General features: G+C 41.4%; 18 protein-coding genes, 4 pseudogenes and 1 other annotated feature. All 22 genes and pseudogenes read left to right on the top strand.

Translation table 11 applies throughout. The annotated features are described in order from the left end of the window. Window positions 1–16: 16 nt before the first annotated feature. The 22 genes and pseudogenes from JCM21738_RS10145 to ilvA all read left to right on the top strand — a co-directional run bounded on the left by JCM21738_RS10145 (window position 17) and on the right by ilvA (window position 20,364). Window positions 17–520, top strand: a complete 504-nt coding sequence (locus tag JCM21738_RS10145; RefSeq protein ID WP_023626001.1) for a hypothetical protein — start codon at window positions 17–19, stop codon at window positions 518–520. Between the two features lie 21 nt (window positions 521–541). Further along, window positions 542–1,897, top strand: coding sequence for a PTS cellobiose transporter subunit IIC (gene celB, locus JCM21738_RS10140; protein WP_023626000.1), 1,356 nt, complete (start codon window positions 542–544; stop codon window positions 1,895–1,897). Window positions 1,898–2,416: 519 nt separating this feature from the next. Beyond that, window positions 2,417–2,578: an HTH domain-containing protein gene (locus JCM21738_RS25715; protein ID WP_369385707.1), complete on the top strand. Its 162-nt coding sequence runs from the start codon at window positions 2,417–2,419 to the stop codon at window positions 2,576–2,578. Next, window positions 2,560–2,853, top strand: a pseudogene (locus JCM21738_RS27310) (helix-turn-helix domain-containing protein); the annotation flags it as partial. The gene JCM21738_RS25715 and the pseudogene JCM21738_RS27310, both read left to right, overlap by 19 nt. 42 nt (window positions 2,854–2,895) lie before the next feature. Continuing rightward, window positions 2,896–4,326: a BglG family transcription antiterminator gene (locus JCM21738_RS10135; protein ID WP_243462977.1), complete on the top strand. Its 1,431-nt coding sequence runs from the start codon at window positions 2,896–2,898 to the stop codon at window positions 4,324–4,326. Between the two features lie 288 nt (window positions 4,327–4,614). Next, entirely contained in the window at window positions 4,615–5,112 is a 498-nt protein-coding gene (locus JCM21738_RS10130) for a copper resistance CopC family protein (RefSeq protein ID WP_081742102.1), read from the top strand. Then, window positions 5,103–5,930, top strand: coding sequence for a CopD family protein (locus tag JCM21738_RS10125; protein ID WP_035209309.1), 828 nt, complete (start codon window positions 5,103–5,105; stop codon window positions 5,928–5,930). The genes JCM21738_RS10130 and JCM21738_RS10125 overlap by 10 nt, the downstream gene beginning before the upstream one ends. Next, window positions 5,885–6,211: a hypothetical protein gene (locus tag JCM21738_RS10120; RefSeq protein ID WP_035209307.1), complete on the top strand. Its 327-nt coding sequence runs from the start codon at window positions 5,885–5,887 to the stop codon at window positions 6,209–6,211. The genes JCM21738_RS10125 and JCM21738_RS10120 overlap by 46 nt, the downstream gene beginning before the upstream one ends. Window positions 6,212–6,235: 24 nt before the next feature. Then, a complete protein-coding gene (locus JCM21738_RS10115) occupies window positions 6,236–6,886 on the top strand; it encodes a YcnI family copper-binding membrane protein (RefSeq protein ID WP_023625996.1) in 651 nt (216 codons plus the stop codon). Window positions 6,887–7,258: 372 nt separating this feature from the next. Next, on the top strand, window positions 7,259–8,236 hold the full coding sequence (locus JCM21738_RS10110; RefSeq protein ID WP_023625995.1) for an aldo/keto reductase: 978 nt from the start codon (window positions 7,259–7,261) through the stop codon (window positions 8,234–8,236). A gap of 266 nt (window positions 8,237–8,502) precedes the next feature. Further along, on the top strand, window positions 8,503–8,670 hold the full coding sequence (locus tag JCM21738_RS24755; RefSeq protein WP_173401225.1) for a hypothetical protein: 168 nt from the start codon (window positions 8,503–8,505) through the stop codon (window positions 8,668–8,670). Between the two features lie 164 nt (window positions 8,671–8,834). After that, a complete protein-coding gene (locus tag JCM21738_RS10100; RefSeq protein WP_023625993.1) occupies window positions 8,835–9,053 on the top strand; it encodes a hypothetical protein in 219 nt (72 codons plus the stop codon). 316 nt (window positions 9,054–9,369) lie between these two features. Next, window positions 9,370–10,533: an SAM-dependent methyltransferase gene (locus JCM21738_RS10095; protein ID WP_023625992.1), complete on the top strand. Its 1,164-nt coding sequence runs from the start codon at window positions 9,370–9,372 to the stop codon at window positions 10,531–10,533. 632 nt (window positions 10,534–11,165) lie between these two features. Continuing rightward, window positions 11,166–12,350, top strand: a complete 1,185-nt coding sequence (locus tag JCM21738_RS10090; RefSeq protein ID WP_023625991.1) for an MFS transporter — start codon at window positions 11,166–11,168, stop codon at window positions 12,348–12,350. A gap of 199 nt (window positions 12,351–12,549) precedes the next feature. Next, on the top strand, window positions 12,550–13,005 hold the full coding sequence (locus JCM21738_RS10085) for a CBS domain-containing protein (RefSeq protein WP_023625990.1): 456 nt from the start codon (window positions 12,550–12,552) through the stop codon (window positions 13,003–13,005). A gap of 363 nt (window positions 13,006–13,368) precedes the next feature. After that, entirely contained in the window at window positions 13,369–13,992 is a 624-nt protein-coding gene (locus JCM21738_RS10080; protein WP_035209304.1) for a hypothetical protein, read from the top strand. Further along, a complete protein-coding gene (locus JCM21738_RS10075) occupies window positions 13,989–14,786 on the top strand; it encodes a hypothetical protein (protein WP_035209302.1) in 798 nt (265 codons plus the stop codon). The genes JCM21738_RS10080 and JCM21738_RS10075 overlap by 4 nt, the downstream gene beginning before the upstream one ends. A 139-nt stretch (window positions 14,787–14,925) precedes the next feature. Beyond that, window positions 14,926–15,177: a binding site (T-box leader), on the top strand. A 62-nt stretch (window positions 15,178–15,239) separates the two neighbouring features. Next, the gene (gene ilvE, locus JCM21738_RS10070; RefSeq protein ID WP_023625988.1) at window positions 15,240–16,133 is read left to right on the top strand and encodes a branched-chain-amino-acid transaminase; all 894 of its coding nucleotides are present in this window, start codon (window positions 15,240–15,242) and stop codon (window positions 16,131–16,133) included. Window positions 16,134–16,157: 24 nt separating this feature from the next. After that, window positions 16,158–17,823: pseudogene (gene ilvD, locus JCM21738_RS10065) on the top strand (dihydroxy-acid dehydratase). Between the two features lie 462 nt (window positions 17,824–18,285). Further along, window positions 18,286–18,687 (top strand): annotated as a pseudogene (locus JCM21738_RS10060) (thiamine pyrophosphate-binding protein); the annotation flags it as partial. A gap of 91 nt (window positions 18,688–18,778) precedes the next feature. Next, window positions 18,779–19,284, top strand: a pseudogene (gene ilvC / locus JCM21738_RS10055) (ketol-acid reductoisomerase); the annotation flags it as partial. Between the two features lie 93 nt (window positions 19,285–19,377). After that, window positions 19,378–20,364: a threonine ammonia-lyase gene (gene ilvA, locus JCM21738_RS10050; protein WP_023625984.1), complete on the top strand. Its 987-nt coding sequence runs from the start codon at window positions 19,378–19,380 to the stop codon at window positions 20,362–20,364. Window positions 20,365–20,538 lie beyond the last annotated feature (174 nt).

Raw genomic sequence — 20,538 nt, 5'->3', positions numbered from 1 at the left:
GAGGGGAGGGTTTCTTATGGTCCACAATGAAAGGGCGCAAGTAGAAAAGCACCGAAAAGAAATGAGTCTTAAATCGATGTACTTTAATCGTTATTTGCTTGTAAGGTATGTGACCGCGTTATTCTTTTTTACCAATGTATACTGGTTGATTTCATTGTTAATGAGTGATTCTTCACTATATTTTATTCCGCTGGCATTACTCATCATATTATTGTTCGGTACGGCAGAACAGGTGAAGCTTTATAGCCATCATGTCAGTAATACGAAGTATACGAGATATAGTTTTATTGCCATGCTCGTGGCAGGTGGAATTTTAATATTGATGACGTTCTTCTCTTCGTCCTTCGCTCAATTATATCCTTTTTTAGTAGCCCAGGAGCAGTCGAAAATCGTTGTTTTGTCTGTTTTGCTTTTAGGGGTATTACTAAATCTTTTGGTTCTTTATCGTTTAAACCAAATTAGACATAATGAGGACAAGCATTACGAACGAATAAAGAAATATGAAGAAGTGATAAATTAACAATGGAAAAGAGGGACTTCTATGTCTTCTGAGAACAAGATATTTGCTTTGTTTGAAAAGTATTTGATGGGCCCGATGGGGAAGATTGCCTCTTACCGTTTTGTACGTGCCGTTATGGCTGCAGGGATGGCTTCTATTCCATTTACCATCGTAGGGTCAATGTTCCTGGTACTAAATGTATTGCCGCTGACTTTTACATTTTTAGAGGGCATTTTCAATGAAACCTTCTTTAGAATCAGCGATCTGTATATGTTAGCCTTCAAAGCAACAATGGGGATTTTAGCACTCTATTTTACCCTTGTGATTGGTTATGAATATACAAAGATGTTTGCTGAAGAAGAGGATTTAAATCTAAATCCTTTGAATGGTGCTTTACTATCCATGTTCGCTTTCTTTATAACGATTCCCGAATTGGTTTTAGACCAGGGGAGGATGTCGTTGGTCCAGCAGATTGACGATAGCAGGAAAGTGATTAGTGGATGGGAAATGGTTGATAGTGGTGTAGGCCGTTTAGGAACCACGGGAATTTTCGCCGGCATTCTCATTGCTGTTATCGCAGTACAAGTATATAGGTTGTGTGTGAAACGAAATTGGGTTATCAAAATGCCAGAAGCAGTGCCAGAAGGTGTATCACGCTCCTTCACAGCCTTAATCCCAGCATTTTTGGTTGCTCTTGTCATTTTGGTCATCAATGGAACTTTAGTTGCATTAGGCACAGATTTGTTTAAAGTAGTAGCCATTCCATTTAGCTTTGTTGTTAATTTGACCAATAGCTGGCTGGGCATCATGGTTATTTATTTCTTGATCCATGCCCTTTGGATTGTAGGTATCCATGGAGCGAATATTATTTCAGCTTTCCTGACACCGATTGTCCTATCTAATATGCAAGCCAATATGGATGGAGCAAACATTCCATTCGCAGGCGAGTTCCAGAACTCATTTGTCATTATCGGTGGTTCAGGTGCGACTTTAGGTATGGTTATTTTTATCGCATTCCTAGCTAAATCACAACAATTGAAAATTTTAGGCAAGGCATCTCTTGCTCCTGGGATTTTTAACATTAATGAACCAATCATATTTGGATTGCCGATCGTTTATAATCCATACTTGGCGATTCCGTTTTTCTTGGCACCTATGGCTTCAGGGACAATCGCATATTGGGCGATTAAACTTGAATTCATCAATCCGATCATTGCACAAGTACCTTGGCCATCACCAATTGGTTTAGGCGCTTTTATCGGTACAGCTGGGGATTTGTTGGCCGTAGTGGCCGCAGTGATTAGTAGTGTTGTTGCATTCTTGATCTGGCTTCCGTTTATTAAATTGTATGATAAGAAGTTAGTTGAGCAGGAAAACGGCGGAGAAGCGATCATTTAATCCAAAACTGAATGGATTTAAAATCCAATATTTGAAAGAAGACGGTTATCAATAAGATTAACCGTCTTCTTGCTTAATTGGGGTCTATTTTTCATGACAAAAAGTCTATTGCCTGTAAACCTTTTCCAGCAAGGCGCGGTTGCAGCTCACCAGCTTGGAGGGAGCTGGTGGAAAATTAGAAAGAACAAAGAAAAAAACATTTAACATGTCATTGAAACAAATGGGGAAGAACTATAAAGAACGGAATGCAGGATGAAAGACCTTAATGTGTCTGGAAACGAATTAGCTATACAAAAATAATTTTTTTAAGTCCCTATTCTATAAGGTGGGGGCTATTTGTGTTAACTGGTCAATTGGTCAGGAGTATATATAGAATAAATAAACTAACCTTGTGGAATGTAACTTGAATTTATGACTTGGTGTTTATTTTATGGAAAATCCGATTCTGTTACTATAGAGGTATAATATATATCTGGATATCGAAAATACGATTAAAAGGGAAGCTGATTTATATTGACTATGCTATCAAAGCGACAAATGGATATTTTGGTGCTTCTATCGAAATCAAAAGAACCAGTGACCTCAGGGTGGATGGAAAAAGAATTAGGCGTCAGCGATCGGACCATCCGGAATGAAATAAAACTCATGCAACAGAATACTGAATCGAAAGGTTTTTTATAGAATCGATTAGAGGGAGTGGTTATGTACTAAAAGTAGAAAACCCTGAGCTTTTTTCAAATACGCTTAAACGGATTTCTGATGATGAGAGTCAATTAGCAGGAGACTTCGCTGATCAAGCTGCCAGGGTCCTCTATATTTTAAGGCGGTTATTACTTGAGAAGGATTATATTAAGCTTGAAAGCTATTCAGATGAAATGTTCGTTTCCATGTCAACTGTACAAAACGATTTAAAGAATGTGAAGGAAATACTCAGTAAATACAACTTGAAATTAATAAACCGTCCTCACTATGGCTCAAGAGTTGAGGGGGACGAGTATATGAAACGATTATGTTTATCGAACTGTTTATTAAGCCGAGATCAAGAGGTCATTCTAAACGAAGGCTCACGGCACCTCATCGATCAAAAATTATTTATAAAGATTAAAGAAGTCATCGTTGAAAAAGTAAATAAATATAAAATTGAAATATCCGATATTTCTTTAGAAAATTTAGCGACACATGTTGCCATTGCTTGTAAAAGAATTGAAGAAGGTTTTGTCCTCGAAGAGTTGGATGATGTTTTAGACAATGAATATCCATTTGAAAAAATTGTTGCCGAAGAAATTGTGAAAAAGGTTGAGGAATTTACCGGTTTGGTTTTTCCTGATGCAGAAATTGAGTATATTATCGTTCATTTACTAGGAACCAAGCTTTTACACAAGAAAAGGCTAATGGAATATAGTGAGTTTGATGAAGCGGGGACCATCATAAATAGTATGCTAGAGAGGCTGAAGTCTGAATTGAATTGGGATTTCTCCCACGATCGGGAGTTTATTCAAGCTTTAACTTTGCATATCCGCCCAGCGATGAATCGTTTGCGGTATAAAATGAATATCCGCAATCCATTATTAAGTGATATAAAGAAAAAATACCCTGCTGCATTTGAAGGAGCTATTATTGCCAGCAAATGTATAGAAGAATATTTACAGACAGAAGTGGTTGAGCACGAAATTGCATACATCGCCCTTCATATTGGTGTCGCCCTCGAACGAATGAAGTTGGAAAAGAAGAAAATCAAAAAAGTGTTGATTGTCTGCGCGTCTGGCGTAGGAAGTGCCAGATTGCTTTACTATCGATTACAAAATTTGTTCGAGCAAGAACTTGAAATTTTAGATACCATCAGTTATTACAATTTATCATCATATGATTTATCTATCATTGATTTGATCATTAGTACCATTCCGATTAAAGAAGATTTAGGTATACCAGTCCAAGTCGTTAATACTTTTTTGGAAGATAAGGACATTGACTCTATAAGAAATTATTTGTCTATGGCTCAAAATGGAACGTCGGCTTATTTACATCCTTCAAGAATTTTCCTTCAGCAAGATTTACAAGATAAAGAAAGCACGATTCGGTTTTTATGTGATGTGTTAGTTAAACAAAAACTCGTGCCGGAGGATTATGTAAATCTTGTTTTAGAAAGGGAAAATATTGCACCAACTAGTTATGGGAATCTGGTGGCCGTTCCTCACCCTATGGTTCCGGTAACAAAAGAGACTTCTTGGACAATTTGTACATTAAAACGGCCCATCCAGTGGCATGAACAAATGGTCCAGTTTGTTTGCTTGTTAAATATTAAAGAAAGCAACCAGGCTGATTTGGATTTTATGTTTCAGAAGTTAATTTCCATCATTGAAGACAAATCCGTTGTCCAGAAAATCATAAAAAGTAAAACAGTGGATGAGTTGATTGAGTTTTTGGGATAACCATTATAGGCTGGAGAGCATCATTCCGGCTAAAGGAAGGCTTGGGTTGTGGGAGTATGATGTATAGAGTGCCTGTTAATTAAAGAACAGGTGCTTTTTTGCACGGGAGAAAAAGTGGAGGGCCAATGAGAAGTTTCCTGCCTCAAAGTAAGTTGAAATCTGTAAATTTGTAGGGGCGTCAGAACTGGCCCTAAGTCCCGGTCCTCATGTTTTTACCATAAACCTTGTATTGATAGTGAATAGTATTTAGTGATACACTCGAGGGTATGTGGAATATAGAAAAGGCAGGTGATATTTATACTTAGCAAGCGAAATTTTATTAGTAATCTTCTCGTTCTATTTTCTCTTATTTTTATTTTACTAGTTCCGCAAGAAGTCTTTGCTCATGCGACGCTGGAGAAGGCTGATCCTGCCCCCGATAGTGAATTGACAGAATCCCCGAAAGAGATTGTTCTCGTATTCGATGAAAGACTTGAAGACGCACTCTATTCGGTTAAGGTTTTTAATGAAAATGGGGAAAGAATCGTCAATGCAAAACCGGAGATGAGTCAGGATCAAACAACCATAAAGCAGCCTTTGCCTGACTTGCCTGACGGAAATTATGTTATATCCTATAATGTTATTTCAGCGGATGGCCACCCGATCAGGAGTGCCTATGTCATTTCTGTGGGGGAAGAAACGGTCTTCCAAAGGGATATTAACAAGCAAGTTTTAGAAACGCAAAAGAGCTCAGCTGGTGCAACTGCTATCAAGTCGTTGGTGAGGATGCTTTTTTTATGGCGCTAGTCCTGACAACTGGCTGGATTGTGTGGGGGACCATCTACTCTTTAAAAGAAGAGATGAAGCCAACCTTCAGACAGAGGGCCTTTCAATTACAAATTGCGCTGTTCATCACAACTGTGGGAGTGGGATCACTCCAACTCTTGGAATTACTTGATCGCAGGACATTGACTGAAGTTTCATCTATTCTAACTGGTACAACAGTAGGTATCTCTTTGGTCGCTTCCGTGCTTTTATCTCTATTAGGTTTTTTCATCTTACTTCGTTATAAATGGATTGATTTAGTGTGGGTATTTTTGATCCTGACGGCAAAGAGTTTTAACGGACATGCTGCAGCATTTGAATCGGAAATCCGCTCGATGTCACTTGAGCTGGCTTTCATCCATTTACTTTCAGCCGCCGTTTGGGCAGGTGGCCTGCTGTACATCCTGACTTACTGGAAAAAGCAGAAGGAACATATTAGACAATTCCTCCCCTTCTTTTCGCAATCTGCCTTAATCAGCATGGTTATGCTGTTTTTAACAGGCTCAGCATACACTTTAATCTTTGTGCCAGAACTCGAGTATCTGCTCCATGCACTATGGGGAAAACTGCTTCTGGTCAAAGTTGCCCTAGTCCTGCTTGTATTCGTGTTTGGTGCAATTTTACGGTATAAGTTGAAAAAGAAAAAAGAAGGCTCTATCAGCAGGTTAGTGAAATTCGACTTCAGTTTGATGATGATCATTTTAGGGATTGTCGGTGTCATCACCTACATGAACCTCTTCCGGAAAACGAGCCATTGGAATGGGAAAGCCAGGAACAAAACCTTGAATTTACAACCTTGATCTCACCCAGAACACCCGGATACAACCATTTCAAAGTTACAGCAAATTCGCTTGAAGAAGACATAGAGATTAAACGGGTTGAGCTATTTTTGATCTATAAAGACAACCTTGAAATCGAGCCGATCCAAGTTCCTTTTTCCGAAATACAACAGTCCAAGAATGTTCAATTCAAGATCAATGGTTCGTATCTTGCAATTGAAGGAAACTGGACCTTACAACTACGAATAGTAGATTCGGAGGACAATGAGAAGGTATTCCAGAAGGATTTTATTGTTTATTAAAATGAATATGTAGGAGATTTAAAAATGAAAAAACTTTTAACATTAACGATATCAATGATTGGTGCGATCACTCTTTTTGTCGGTGTGGCAAGCGCGCATGTAACCGTTCAGCCACAGGAAACCTCGCAAGGGAAAAATGAAGTGTTCACTGTCCGAGTTCCTTCTGAAAGTCAAGATGTCCAAACAATGAAAGTGGAAGTGAAATTCCCTGAAGAAGTGAATATCACCCGCTTTGAAGCTAAGTCAGGCTGGACATACGAGGTTCAAAAAGATGACACTGGAAAAATTACGAGTGCTACGTGGACAACCGAAGGCAAAGGGTTAACAGAGAGCGAATTCGTTCAATTTAACATCCAGGGAAAAGTTGGCGATGAAGCGACAGAGATTATTTGGAAAGCGTATCAAACCTACAGCGATGGCAGTGTAGTTGAATGGGTGGGTGCACCTGATGCAGACAAGCCAGCTTCTTTTACAGCAGTGAACCCTGCAGATGGATCTGGGCATGGGCATGGAGGAACATCAGCTGATTCTTCCAATGACCACAGCGCTGGTGGAGACCTCACAAATGACATGGAAGCAAAAACAGCAACCAGCAACGTACCGCTTTACCTTTCTATCGCAGCTTTAATTGCAGGATTGTTAGCATTGGTTATTTCTTTGAGAAAAAGAGGATAATTGGAATCATTCAAGGAGCATGGCAGGAGCATGGGGACGTACCCTGTGCTTCTTTTTTGCTTTTATGTTTGTTTGCGCACAACTTGCGACAGGTTTGGTGTCAAATGAAGAAAAGCTGTCAAAAGAAAGCTCTACTTTAGACAGGTTCAGTACCAAATGAAGAAAAGCTGTCAGAAGTAAGAGCAACTTCAGACATATTGGTGTCAACCCGGGAAGAGCTGTCAGAAGTAGCCTGGCTCAATACTCATCAATGGTTCTTTTATAGAAAGGCAGAAAGCCCCTGCAATCCCCGGCCTTTCGTTATTAACCTTCATTGTAATATGGTAGAATGGCTTGCAAAGGATTTTACTTTTACATCAGGAGGAATCAAGATTGAAAAAGCTGCCTATTAACCAGAATGGATTGAATGCTTCGGAGCTTGTTTTTGGCTGCATGGGGCTGGGGGGAAGCTGGGATTCTCAGCCGATTGAGCCGGAACATGTCAAGCAGGCGCATGAAGCGGTAGAAGCTGCTCTGGCTTCAGGAATCAATATGTTTGATCATGCTGATATTTATACATTGGGGAAAGCGGAGAAGGTTTTTGGACAGGTTTTAAAAGAAAGGCCGGGGCTACGCGATGAAATCATCATCCAGTCGAAGTGCGGCATTCGTTTCGGGGATAAGGAATCTGGGCTGCCAACAAGGTACGATTTTTCAAAATCGTATATTCTCGATAGTGTGGATGGAATCCTTTCTAGGCTAGGAATTGAGCACCTGGATATCCTGCTATTGCACCGTCCCGATCCTTTAATGGACCCAAGCGAGGTAGGAGAGGCATTCCGTCAGCTCAAGGCTTCCGGCAAGGTGCGTTCGTTCGGTGTTTCCAATATGAGTGCAGGACAGATGCGCTTGCTGCAGCAGCATACGGACGAAAAAATCATCGTCAACCAACTGGAAATGAGCTTACATAAAATTGGCTGGCTAGATACGGGTGTCCATGTCAATCAGGAAGCGGCACGCCAAAACACCTTCCCAGAAGGAACTCTGGAGTATTGCCAGATGGAGAATATCCAGATCCAATCATGGGGCTCACTTGCAAAAGGGCTCTATTCTGGTAAAAACATTGAGAATGAAAGCGAAAGGGTCAAGAACACTGCGGCCTTGGTACAAAAGTTGGCACGAGAGAAACAAACCACACCAGAAGCCATCGTCCTCGCCTGGTTGATGAGGCACCCAGCGGGAATTCAGCCTGTCATTGGCACAGTTAATCCTGCCCGGATCAGGGCTAGCGCAGATGCAGTCAATGTGACTCTGACACGTGACGAATGGTATACATTATATGTGAGTTCACGAGGCGTTAACCTGCCTTAGTGCATTGGTACAAAAAGAGGGACGGTACCTGCATCTCGTATTTTGAGACAGCAGAATTGTCTCTCTTTTTAAAATCACTAACTGGAAAAAAACAGCCGAAATTTCCAGTTCGCGAATAAAATTCGATTTTCGCCAATAAATAGGTCGTTTTTGCCAATAGGAATTATCTCAAGCGGAGGCAATGGTCTCATCCGATAAATAACCACATGGCGAATAAGAACATCCCCCCAGGAGAAAGATACAGAAAAAACTTCGGAGGGAAAGCGATGAGAGACAAAAAACAAAAGCATAAGGATAGCCAAATGATCAACAATGTCCAAAATGAAGAGTTACTGGAGATCAGCCAAACAGGTTATGGACTGGAAGCGGTTGAAAAAGGGATGGATTACATGGAGGGAGACCAAGACAATTCGCCAAACTGTGGTGGGTTGTAGCTTCAATTGCGAGGTCTCTTGTTCTTTGAATCAATTTATGCCAGGCAAACCAAAATCCATCTTGTATAAAAGATGGATTTTTCTTTTTAGCTGATGAAACGGTTCACAGCTTGTCATTAATAGATAATATGATACATAAACTCTATCAAAAAGGGGGTGTAGAGTTGAACCGTGTTCCAAATAGAGTGGATTATTATTTGAAAGATAAGTGTCTCTTAAGTGCCAATGTAAAGCATTGGGAGCAGTATGTTGCGGCTTTGAGGGCTAGTAATACTGTCACGATATACAAGAAAGAATATGTGGTGGATAAAATAAATATGGTTCATGATCCCGCAACCGTAGTATTAAAAATCAACATTGAACCGCTTAAAATATATGAATAAGTATCCTTCGGGGTGCTTTTTTTTGTTTAATAGGAAATTATAAAATATTTTCAATGTGGATAACTATTCAGGTTTTCTTAATCCAGCTCCAGCGCCTAGCCCCTCGAGTCGCTTGTCCAGCTGCGTGATATTGCTGAATAGATTATCTTTTTCAAAAGAGGTCAGATTTATTCTGGTTTTTGTAATGAAATGCAGATTCTTAATACGGCGTAACCCGCTTCTGCCTCTCGCGCAAGGTGAAATGTTTTTAAAAGGTATTCAAATTGGTTATATTATAAATTGTACATAATCCATACAGCGAGAAAGGAAGTCAACAATGCAGAAAAATATCTTACACACTTTGTTTCAACGGATGAATCCTGAGTTTGCGTTTGCGGTCGAATATTGGGATGGGAAAACTGAACAATATGGGCAAGGGGATGTCCAGTTGAAAATTAAAATCGGAGAGAAGGTTCCATTAACCCGCCTTATGAATGAGCCAAGCTTAACCTTTGGTGAGGCCTATATGAACGGGGATATTGAAATAGATGGGAAAATTGAGGACCTGATCAATCTGGCACATTCGAATAAACAACTGCTATGGACAAAGAACTTGCCGAACTTACCAAAACTATCTTTTAAAAAGGCAAAGTCTAATATTGAACATCATTACGATATTGGAAATGATTTTTATTCAATTTGGCTAGATGAAACAATGAGCTATTCCTGTGCATATTTTAAAGACGAAAATGACTCCTTGGACCAAGCTCAAATCAATAAAATAGACCATGTCCTGAAAAAATTGCAGCTTAAGCCAGGAGAAACACTTCTGGACATTGGCAGCGGCTGGGGCTGGCTGATCATACGAGCTGCTCAATTATATGGCGTTCAAGCACATGGTGTCACTCTTAGTGAAGAGCAATACACAAAGACAAATGAAAGAATTAAATCCTTGGGACTTGAACAACAAGTGCAGGTAACATTAAGTGATTATCGAGAGCTGCCAAAACAAAATTTATGCTTTGATAAGATTGCGAGCGTGGGAATGTTCGAGCATGTGGGGCGTGATAATTACCCAGTATTTATGGAAACGGTCAATTCCTTACTGAAAGACAAAGGAGTCATGCTGCTGCATACGATCACCCATCAAACAGAAGAGCCAGGTGATCCTTGGATCCAAAAGTATATTTTCCCTGGGGGATATATCCCTTCAGTCCGGGAAATAATTTCCTTGCTTCCAGAGTATAATTACCATTTAATTGATGTGGAAAACTTAAGATTGCATTATGCAAAAACTTTAGACAACTGGTCGTCTCGATTTGAAGAACATCTCGATGAAGTCAGAGAAATGTATGATGAAACTTTCATCAGAATGTGGAGACTGTACTTACAATCCAGTGCAGCCTTTTTTAGAAACGGTGGACTGGGTTTACACCAAATATTGTTTACCAAGGGAGTAAATAATGATTTAGAGCAAACTCGGGCATTCTTATATAAATAAGCTGTTTAAGAGGCTTAGTTGTTTTTAAAAGTGTAACGAATAGATAATTTAAGAACAAAAAGCGCAAGCGCCTCGTTCCGTCCCGACAAGCGCTGGAGCTGGATTAAGAAAACCTGGATAGTTATCCACATTGAAAATATTTTATAATTTCCTATTAAACAAAAAAATCTGCAGATCCTTCAAGAATCATTAGACATGCCCCGTTAACAATTTAAATTGTTAGTGGCGGAGTCTAATGGTCTTTTAACGTTTTTTTGAAGAAATTTAAATGTAATTAAAGCCCTTTACTTTAATTAGTGCGATATTAGCAATAATCAGTAGATAATACCTGTAAATCTTCTATCTATTAGTTTCTTTGTTGTTATTCTTATATACTATGTCTCGCCTTTTTTTATAACAAAAATCCCTCTCTATAATTGACTATTCTTTTATTTCATGATTAAATAGTCTTGTTACCGTCATAGAAGAACACTTAACAACCCGGGTTTAGCGTTTTTTCACTATTTCTACGGTAGTTGACTTCATAATTCTCCGTACTGATCCAATCATTTCTTGAGGGAACTCCGCAATGGTTTTATCATTACTTGAGCATTGTTTTTGATATTTGAAAATAATTTGCTGAGGTGATGTTCTTGTTAAAATATGCAATTCTTTCCGTTTCACTTATTACCGTTATGGCTGGGGCCATCATTGCGCCTGCCGTTGGCTCAATTGCCGTTGCGTTCCCAGATGCATCTGGCTTTGAGATAAACTTATTGACTAGTCTGCACGCAGCCTTTATGATTCCATTTGCCTTTGTATCCGGCTATTTATGCCGTTATTTCTCAAAAAAGACAGTCTTAATCCTTGGTCTGGTTCTCTATTTAGTGGCTGGCCTCGGTGGCGGATTCGCCACAAACATGGCTTTTCTTTTATTCACCCGCGCTCTTTTAGGGGTTTCTGTTGGTCTGCTGATGCCGTTATCTACCACTCTTGTATCTGATTACTATGATGGAGAAGAACGTACGAGTATGATGGGACTTGTCAGTGCTGCTACCAATCTTGGAGCCATTATCGCGATTATGGTATCTGGTATTCTAGCAATGCAAGGCTGGAGAGCAGCATTTTATGTCTATGGCATTGCTGCTATCGTCATGATTTTTGTAGTTGCTTTCCTTCCAAGAAAGGCTCCGGCAACCATTCAAAAAAATGCTTCAGAAAAAACTTTTTTACCAAAAGCCCAAATTGCAAAATATTCCATTCTAATATTCCTGGTTTTCATTGTATTTTATTCAATCCCTTCGAATATGGCGCTATTCCTTAGAGAAAATAGTGTTACAAATACAGGTATATCGGGTGTTATCATCGCTGCATGTTCTCTTGGTGGATTCTTGGGAGGACTAACATTAATAGGGTTAAAGAGAAAAATTAAAAGTTTCTATGTTCCAGTCCAGGTAATGCTTTTGGGTATTGGTTTTGGATTGGTTGTCTTTACACAGCCTTTAGTATTGATGGGGATTGGGGTATTAATCCTTGGTTTCGGATATGGAAGCCTCGTACCGATCATTTTTGATGGTGTTTCAAAAGCTGCTAATGGTGCACAAGCGATGATTGCAATGGCGATTGTTCAAAGTTTCATATATTTAGGTCAATTCAGTTCTCCGCACATTCATCGTATAGTAAGTACTTCATTTGGAGATGGAAGTGTCAATTACTCCTATACAGTGATGGCAGTTGTATTACTTATTGTTGGAGCTTTGCTCATTCTGAAATCATTGTTCCAGCTGAAATCTGTCAAAGGTACCGAAATGCCAGTTCCTCAAAAGAAATCTATTTAAATAAAGACAAAAATAAAGGGCAACGAGAATACTTCTATCTTTCTCGGCCCTTTTTCATTTTTTTTTAAGACTATATTCACATTTTGAGTATATACTAGAATCGTTAATATCTTCTCGCCCATCAATGAATTTTATAGGATACTAACTATGTATGTGTTCAATTCAATTATTCTATTATTTTTTAAGAGGAGGATTTTCAATGAAAGCAGAACAAATTATGAAAAAACAAGTAATTAAAGTAAAAGAGGATGCATCGGTACGTTTCGTTATTGAAAAATTTATAGAAAATGGAATTAGCGGAGTTCCAGTGGTTAACGATGGAAATGAAATTGTTGGTTATATCAGTGATGGAGATATTATGCGCTTTATTGGAAAGCACAAAGAAAATATTTTGAATGCCTTTTACTATGTAACTGTCTTGCAAGGAGATGATGACGAATTTGAAGAAAGAGCCAGAAAGATTCTTGATTATAATGTGATGAAGGTTGCTAAGAAAACAGTTTATACTGTGAATTGGGACGAAGATATGGAGAAGATTGCATACATTTTAGGAAAAAAACAAATTAAGAAATTACCTGTTGAACGTGATGGGATTTTGGTGGGCATAATCAGCCGGGGAGATGTCATTAGGAGAGCTTTTGAGTTTTTAATCTAGCTTTTGCTTGTTAATGTGACAGAAGTCAGTCAGCATCTGACGGTACAATTGCTCAGGGAGCTGAACACCCTTGAAAGCAAAATGACCTGCTGCTTATTTGGCCATGTCGATTGGGTAATGCCTATATTGAAAATAGTGTAATCTTCAATATTAAATATTTCTCGGTGATTATCAGGTTGAATTTTTTGGTGAAAGCTTGATTTAGATGGTCGCGGCATCCGTCTGTCGCAGCTTAATCTTTTTAAAAGTTGGGATTGAGCGGTTTTTCACATAACTAAGGGACGATGTCGCTTTTTTACTAATGGTAACGTATAATTAAACTATAGAAAACAATATACGATTCAATAGGAGGCTCAATTTTTCATGAACAGTGAACTAACAATGCCGACAAAACTATCGTTCAAATCTAATAAGGTTATGGTAAATGGAGATGTTATGCGGGCAGCGATCTTCGCCAGATTTATGGTCGCAGAGGTCCAAACTGAATTAACCGAAAAATACTATTTGATTTTCTACAAAAATGCCCTTATCTATGGTGATCAACTCGACAAGGTTGAAAAAGGTTCATTTATTGATAAAGTGCTGAATGAAGGGATCATCTTAGATCAAAAGCACCCGCTTCTGCCTGTATTCATTCCTGTGACTGCTTTAGTCATACCAGCTAAAAACAAGCTTTTCAATCATCTCCAGCGCAATTATTCCCTTCTTGAAATACCATGTATTGCCGCATCACTCGACTCGTTTTTTCCGCCAGAACAGCTCGCCAAACCAATCGAAAATATCTTCTTCCACTATAGAAGAAACGGCAGTTTTTCCAACGCCTATCAATCGATCCATCTTTTATCCGGATTATCTCCCTCCCTGGAAAAAATCAGTGACCTCCTCCATTCCCGGGAATACAGCTCATATTCCAGATTCTACGCTACTTCATCTATATCGGAAATCCAAAAAAGGACCCCTTATTTGCAGAGTTCCATTGCTTTATGAATCGAAAAAACACCGAACATACTCAAATGCTCGAAAAGATATTAAAAAACGAAGAACGGTATGCAGAATGGCTGCTGCTTTGGATGGATGACAAAAGGAATCTTACTTCTGATTTCGTTAAGAGCCAGACCGAGTTGGCTTTGAATTATCTCCCCCTTGAAAATTGGATTCAAGTCTTATCCTATGTAAAAACAAATCCATATAAATGGGTACCGGAGGCTCGAACTTTCATTGAAGGTTTGATGAAAGACGGACAATATGAGAAGGCGGCAGTAAATTTATTCCCCTTTATAGAGGATCTGCCTGAAGAGTTTCATCTGCTCCTTAGTGAAATTTGGAAGCAGGTTGATGCTGAATTTGTGTCTTCTCACCTGGAAGAGTTTCTGCTGTTCCATCAGCAGGTTGCTCAGGAACATGACCCAAGGCAATCCGAACAAAGAATTCTGCAGCTGACTGCAAAGTTAATGGAGGGGCATGATTTGAAAGCAGTCTGTGAAAAACTGAAGCCTATTCAGAAAAGCTTTCCACATTCTATCACTATTCGCAAAATCAATGAAATGGCCGCTCTATTGGAGAATCCCGACAGAATGATGGAATTGGGCCAATTTTACGCAGATTTCAATCAATACGATCAAGCCATCGAATGTTTCTTCTGGGAAATGGAACTCAATCCGGCTGACCCGGCTCCAGTCAGGCAGCTGTGCAAAATGTATCAGCACAAAGGCATGGTCAACGAGGCGTCAGCTTATCAGCAGATTTATACACAATTAAGGAGTGAACAGGAGACGGGTTAAAGCTGGAAAATGGGTACTGTTCTGCATTTTCATCAATTGAAAAAATGTAAATAATGTTGATCGAATTAATTGAATTTTTAAAAAAAGTTTGACAAATCAATTCCCACCTGATAATTTTATAATTAATAATTTTTTAAAAATAAAGTCGATGACGAGAAGAGTAAGATGAGTGCCCTGTTCTACAGAGAGTCGGTCAATGGTGCAAGCCGATGTTCAGAACTGATCCGAAAATCATCTCCGAGATGCAATGCTGAACTTTTTCAGTAAGTGTTGCCGGGTGGTCCGCCGTTAAAAGGAACACGTATGATTGTACGTTTATGAGTGCCGTAAGTGGATTTTTCTATCCAAGAACGGAACTAGGGTGGTATCGCGAGCTAAACTCGTCCCTATTTCAGGGGCGAGTTTTTTATTTTTAAAAATTTACTAAAACATACAAGAAAAGAGGAATGGATGATGAAGGAGCAATTGATCTTTTTAAATGGCCAGTTCGTCAGTAAGAAAGACGCAGTTGTGTCAGTGTATGATCATGGTTTTCTATACGGAGATGGTGTCTTCGAGGGTATTCGGGTGTATGAAGGCAATGTCTTCAGGCTCCAGGACCATGTTAATCGGCTATATGATTCGGCAAAGTCAATCATGTTGTCCATTCCTTACAGCAAGCAGGAATTGAGTGATCTTGTGGTCGAGACATTGAGAGTGAATGGCCTGCTGAATGCCTATATTCGCGTGGTTGTCTCGAGAGGGGTGGGGAACCTGGGTCTGGATCCATCCTCTTGTGCAAGGCCGCAGGTCATCGTCATCGCGGAAGAGCTTGCACTATTCCCAAAGGAACTTTATGAGTCGGGGATCGAGATTGTCACGGTGGCTACGAGGCGGAATCGCTCGGATGTGCTTTCACCGAAAGTGAAGTCACTGAACTATTTGAACAATATCCTGGTCCGGATCGAGGCCGGTTTATCTGGTGTCAATGAAGCGCTGATGCTGAATGACCAGGGCTATGTGGCGGAAGGATCTGCGGACAATGTTTTTATCGTGAAAAATGGCGAGATCCTCACGCCTCCTGGGTATGTAGGAGCACTGGAGGGGATCACAAGAAATGCCATCATGGAAATTGCCCACAATCTTGGCTTCTTGATGAGAGAAGAAGTTTTCACAAGGCATGATGTCTATGTGGCCGATGAAGTCTTTTTAACGGGAACGGCGGCGGAGGTCATTGCGGTTGTGAAGGTGGATGGCAGAACGATCGGTGAAGGAAAGCCAGGTGCCGTCACCAACCAACTTTTAAAAGAGTTTAGAAAAACCGTCGTTGAAGACGGAGTCAAAGTCTATGAAAAGCAAATTGTATAAAGATGAAAACTAGGGGGATTTTGTATGCGCAGTGACATGATTAAAAAGGGAGTCGACCGTGCTCCGCACCGAAGCTTGCTTTATGCAACTGGAGTGAAATTAGAGGATCTTGAAAAGCCTTTTATTGGCGTTTGCAATTCATATATCGATATTATTCCGGGACATGTCCATCTGAGGCAGTTCGCGGATGTCGTCAAGGACGCAATCAGAGAGGCGGGCGGGATTCCGTTTGAGTTCAATACCATCGGGGTTGATGATGGGATTGCGATGGGGCATATCGGCATGAGATACTCCTTGCCAAGCAGGGAGCTGATAGCCGATTCGGCTGAAACCGTGATTAATGCGCACTGGTTCGATGGAGTTTTCTACATTCCGAACTGTGACAAGATCACTCCTGGGATGCTGATGGCGGCAGTAAGGACGAATGTTCCTTCTGTATTTGTTTCGGGTGGCCCGATGGAGGCGGGTGTTTCCAGCACTGGACAGCTTTATCGCTCGTGTCCGTTTTTGAAGGCGTCGGTGCCTATCAATCTGGGAGAATGTCTGAAGAGGAATTGCTGGATATCGAAAAGAATGCGTGTCCAACCTGTGGCTCCTGCTCGGGAATGTTCACTGCCAATTCGATGAATTCACTTATGGAAATGCTCGGAGTCGCGCTGCCTGGCAATGGAACGCTTGTTGCGACATCGAAGGAACGCCATAAATTAATCTATGATGCAGCTCGTCATTTGGTTGAAATGGTCAAAAAGGATATCAAGCCAAGAGACATTATCACCCAGGAAACGATTGATGATGCCTTTGCACTTGATATGGCGATGGGCGGGTCAACGAATACGGTGCTCCACACGCTGGCGATCGCGAACGAAGCGGAAATTGACTATGATTTGAGCCGGATCAATGAAGTGGCAAAACGAATTCCTTATTTGTCTAAAATCAGCCCGGCTTCCCATTATTCGATGCAGGATGTCCATAATGCTGGCGGTGTCAGCGCGATTATCAAACAGCTTTGTGAAATGGAAGGGGCAGTACATCCGGACCGGATCACCATTACTGGTAAATCCCTTTACGAGAATGTAAAGGATGCGGAGGTATTAAATAATGACGTCATCCGCAGCAAGGAAACGGCTTATAGCCCGGTCGGCGGTTTATCGATTCTGTTTGGGAATATTGCACCAGATGGAGGCGTCATCAAGGTCGGAGCAGTGGATCCTTCCATCAAGACTTTTAAAGGTGAAGCGATTGTCTATGAATCTCAGGATGAGGCTTTGGTGGAATCGAAAGTGGCGATGTACGTGAGGGGCATGTGGTTGTCATCCGCTATGAAGGGCCAAAAGGCGGTCCGGGAATGCCGGAAATGCTTGCGCCAACAGCCGCCATTGCCGGAAGAGGACTGGAAAAGAAGGTTGCCTTGATTACGGATGGCAGATTCTCAGGTGCCTCAAGGGGAATTTCCATCGGCCATATTTCCCCGGAAGCTGCTGAAGGAGGACCAATCGCGTTTGTTGAAAATGGAGATACTATTTTCATTGATTTAGAAGAAAGAACTATTAGCCTCGAGGTTCCTGAAGCAGAATTAAATGATCGGAAAGCTCAATGGAAACAGCCGGAGCCGAAAATCAAAAAAGGATATTTGGCTCGATATTCGAAGCTGGTTACCTCCGCGAGCACGGGGGGCATCCTGAAAATTTAATAGATAACTCGATGGCGAGGTATAAGAAATTTTGAAATTTAATAGATAACTCGATGACGGGGTTTAAGGAAAATTTGAAAACATAATAAATAACTCGATGACGAGGTTAAGGGATTGGATTCCGTATTCACAGAGAGCTGGTCGCGCTGGAAGCCAGCAATACGCCAATTTCTTCATCCCCTCTGAGTGCTGTCCTGAAATCGCAGTAGGGACCGCCGGGTATACACGGGTATACTCGTTAGCAAAAATAGACAGTTCAGATCCTTTTTTAAAAAAAAAGTGACCTGACCTGCCTTAAAAGGCTGTGTCTTGCAAGAGATGCAGCAAACGAGGGTGGTACCGTGGAATGCTATAAGCCTTTCACCCCTGCACAAATTTGATTTTTGTGCGGGTGAATGGCTTTTTTGTTTGCCCTGCTGGATGAAGAGCGTTGATCAATTAGAAGAATAGGAGGAGATTTGGATGGAAGCAAAAGAGCCAATGGTAACGGTTGAAACAGAAGAGATGAACATGAATGGGGCCGATCTCTTCATCCAGGCCCTGAAACAGGATGGGGTTGAGCTATTGTTCGGCTATCCAGGCGGGGCGGTTTTGGGAATTTACGATGCACTGCACAGGTCACCGATCAATCACGTTCTGGCGAGGCATGAACAAGGAGCCATTCACGCGGCGGAAGGCTATGCGCGGGTTTCGGGAAAGCCTGGGGTCGTAATCGCAACCTCGGGGCCTGGCGCAACCAATGTCGTGACAGGGATCGCCGATGCGATGATGGATTCATTGCCGCTCGTTATTTTTACAGGACAGGTTGCATCAAAGGTTATCGGGACGGATGCCTTTCAAGAAGCAGATATCGTTGGGATGACAATGTAACAGACGAACTTGTCATTGAGAGAGAAATCGCCGTGATGAAGAAGTTGCTGGTCTGAACTATTTTTTTAAAAGGGTGAGGGTTGGAATGGTAAAGGTTTATTATCAAGCAGATGTGAATGAGGAAGTTTTAAAAGGGAAGTCGGTTGCTGTCATTGGGTATGGCTCACAGGGCCATGCACATGCGCAAAATTCACGGGACAGCGGGCATCAGGTTGTCGTCGGATTGCGCCCGGGGAAATCATGGGCCCAGGCTGAGGGGGATGGATTCCGGGTATTGTCTGTCAGGGAAGCGTGCGAAGCGGCGGATGTGGTCATGGTGCTATTGCCTGATGAGAAGCAGCCAGCAGTTTATGAATCAGAAATCAAACCCGCTTTAACTGCTGGAAAAGCACTTGCGTTTGCCCACGGGTTCAATGTTCATTTTCAACAAGTTGTGCCGCCTGGAGATGTGGATGTGTTTTTGGTTGCGCCAAAAGGACCGGGGCACTTGGTCCGAAGAACGTATGAAGAAGGAGCAGGGTCCCGGCATTGATTGGGGTTCACCAGGATGTGACTGGCCAGGCGAAGGAGCTGGCATTGGCTTATGCAAAAGGTGTGGATTGAAGAGGTTGGGAAAGAACTGTGAAGAATGATGCCATTTGTCAGTTAGTTAAATAATTATTTTGAGGTGAGCATATTGGGAATTTGTTAAAGAACGTTCAGATCGAGGAAGCGATGGAGAAGCTGAAGGATAAAGTGCACCAAACTCCGTTGAAGCAAAGTACGACATTAAACTCCTTAACGAATGCTGACGTCTATTTAAAACTGGAAAACCTGCAAAAAACGGGATCGTTCAAGTTAAGGGGAGCGATGAACAAAATTTTATCGTTATCAGACCTGGAAGTGAAAAATTGCATTCTGGCTGCTTCGGCCGGCAATCATGCCCAGGGGGTGGCACTGGCAGCTTCGTTAAGGGGTATCAAGTCGAAAATTTACATGCCGAAGTATACTCCTTTTTCCAAGGCTTCTGCTACAAAGGGATATGGTGCCGACATCGTATTGACCGGCGAAACGTACAATGAATCGTATCAAAAAGCGGTTGAAGAAATGAACCAGAATGGCAGCACCTTTGTTCATGCGTTTGATGATGAGATGGTGATCGCAGGACAAGGAACGGTTGGGTTGGAAATGTTGCAGCAAAATGATGAGTTGGAAGTTATTTTTGTGCCTATTGGCGGGGGTGGATTGATTTCAGGAGTGGCACTTGCTATTAAAGCGATCAACCCGTCGGTCAGGGTAGTTGGTGTTCAGGCTGCCGGGGCTTCTGCCACTTATCGGAGATTTACGGGGCAAAAATTCAAGTCACCGCATGCTGCTTTTACCATAGCGGATGGGATTCTCGTAAAGGAGCCAGGTGTCATAACCTATCCAATCATCGAAAAGTACGTAGATGAAATCGTAACCGTCACCGATGAAGAAATCGCCCACGCTATCATGTTCATGCTTGAACGAGAGAAAATGCTGGTTGAAGGAGCAGGCGCCGCGGGGCTGGCCGCTATTTTATACAAAAAGGTAGCAGTTGACGGTAAGAAAGTAGGCTGCATCATCAGCGGCGGAAATGTCGACCCCGTTAAGATTCCAACCTATAAGGAATTATCCAATAGAACGATGAAGCTTTATTATACAGGGTGATCGAACGGAGGCAGCTTTCCTTGGGGGTAGAGGAGAGCTGTTTTTTTAGTTAGGGACAGAAAATCAAAGGCATAGCGGCGGAAAGAGCCAACCATCGGGAAAAGGTGTCTAATTCAGACAGGTTTGAGGGAGAAGGGGCCAAAGCTGTCAAGAAACCGCCGATATTGTGACAGG

It is taken from the genome of Mesobacillus boroniphilus JCM 21738, assembly GCF_000517385.1.
Taxonomy (GTDB): domain Bacteria; phylum Bacillota; class Bacilli; order Bacillales; family Cytobacillaceae; genus Mesobacillus; species Mesobacillus boroniphilus.
This window is presented reverse-complemented; position numbering and strand designations above follow the sequence as displayed.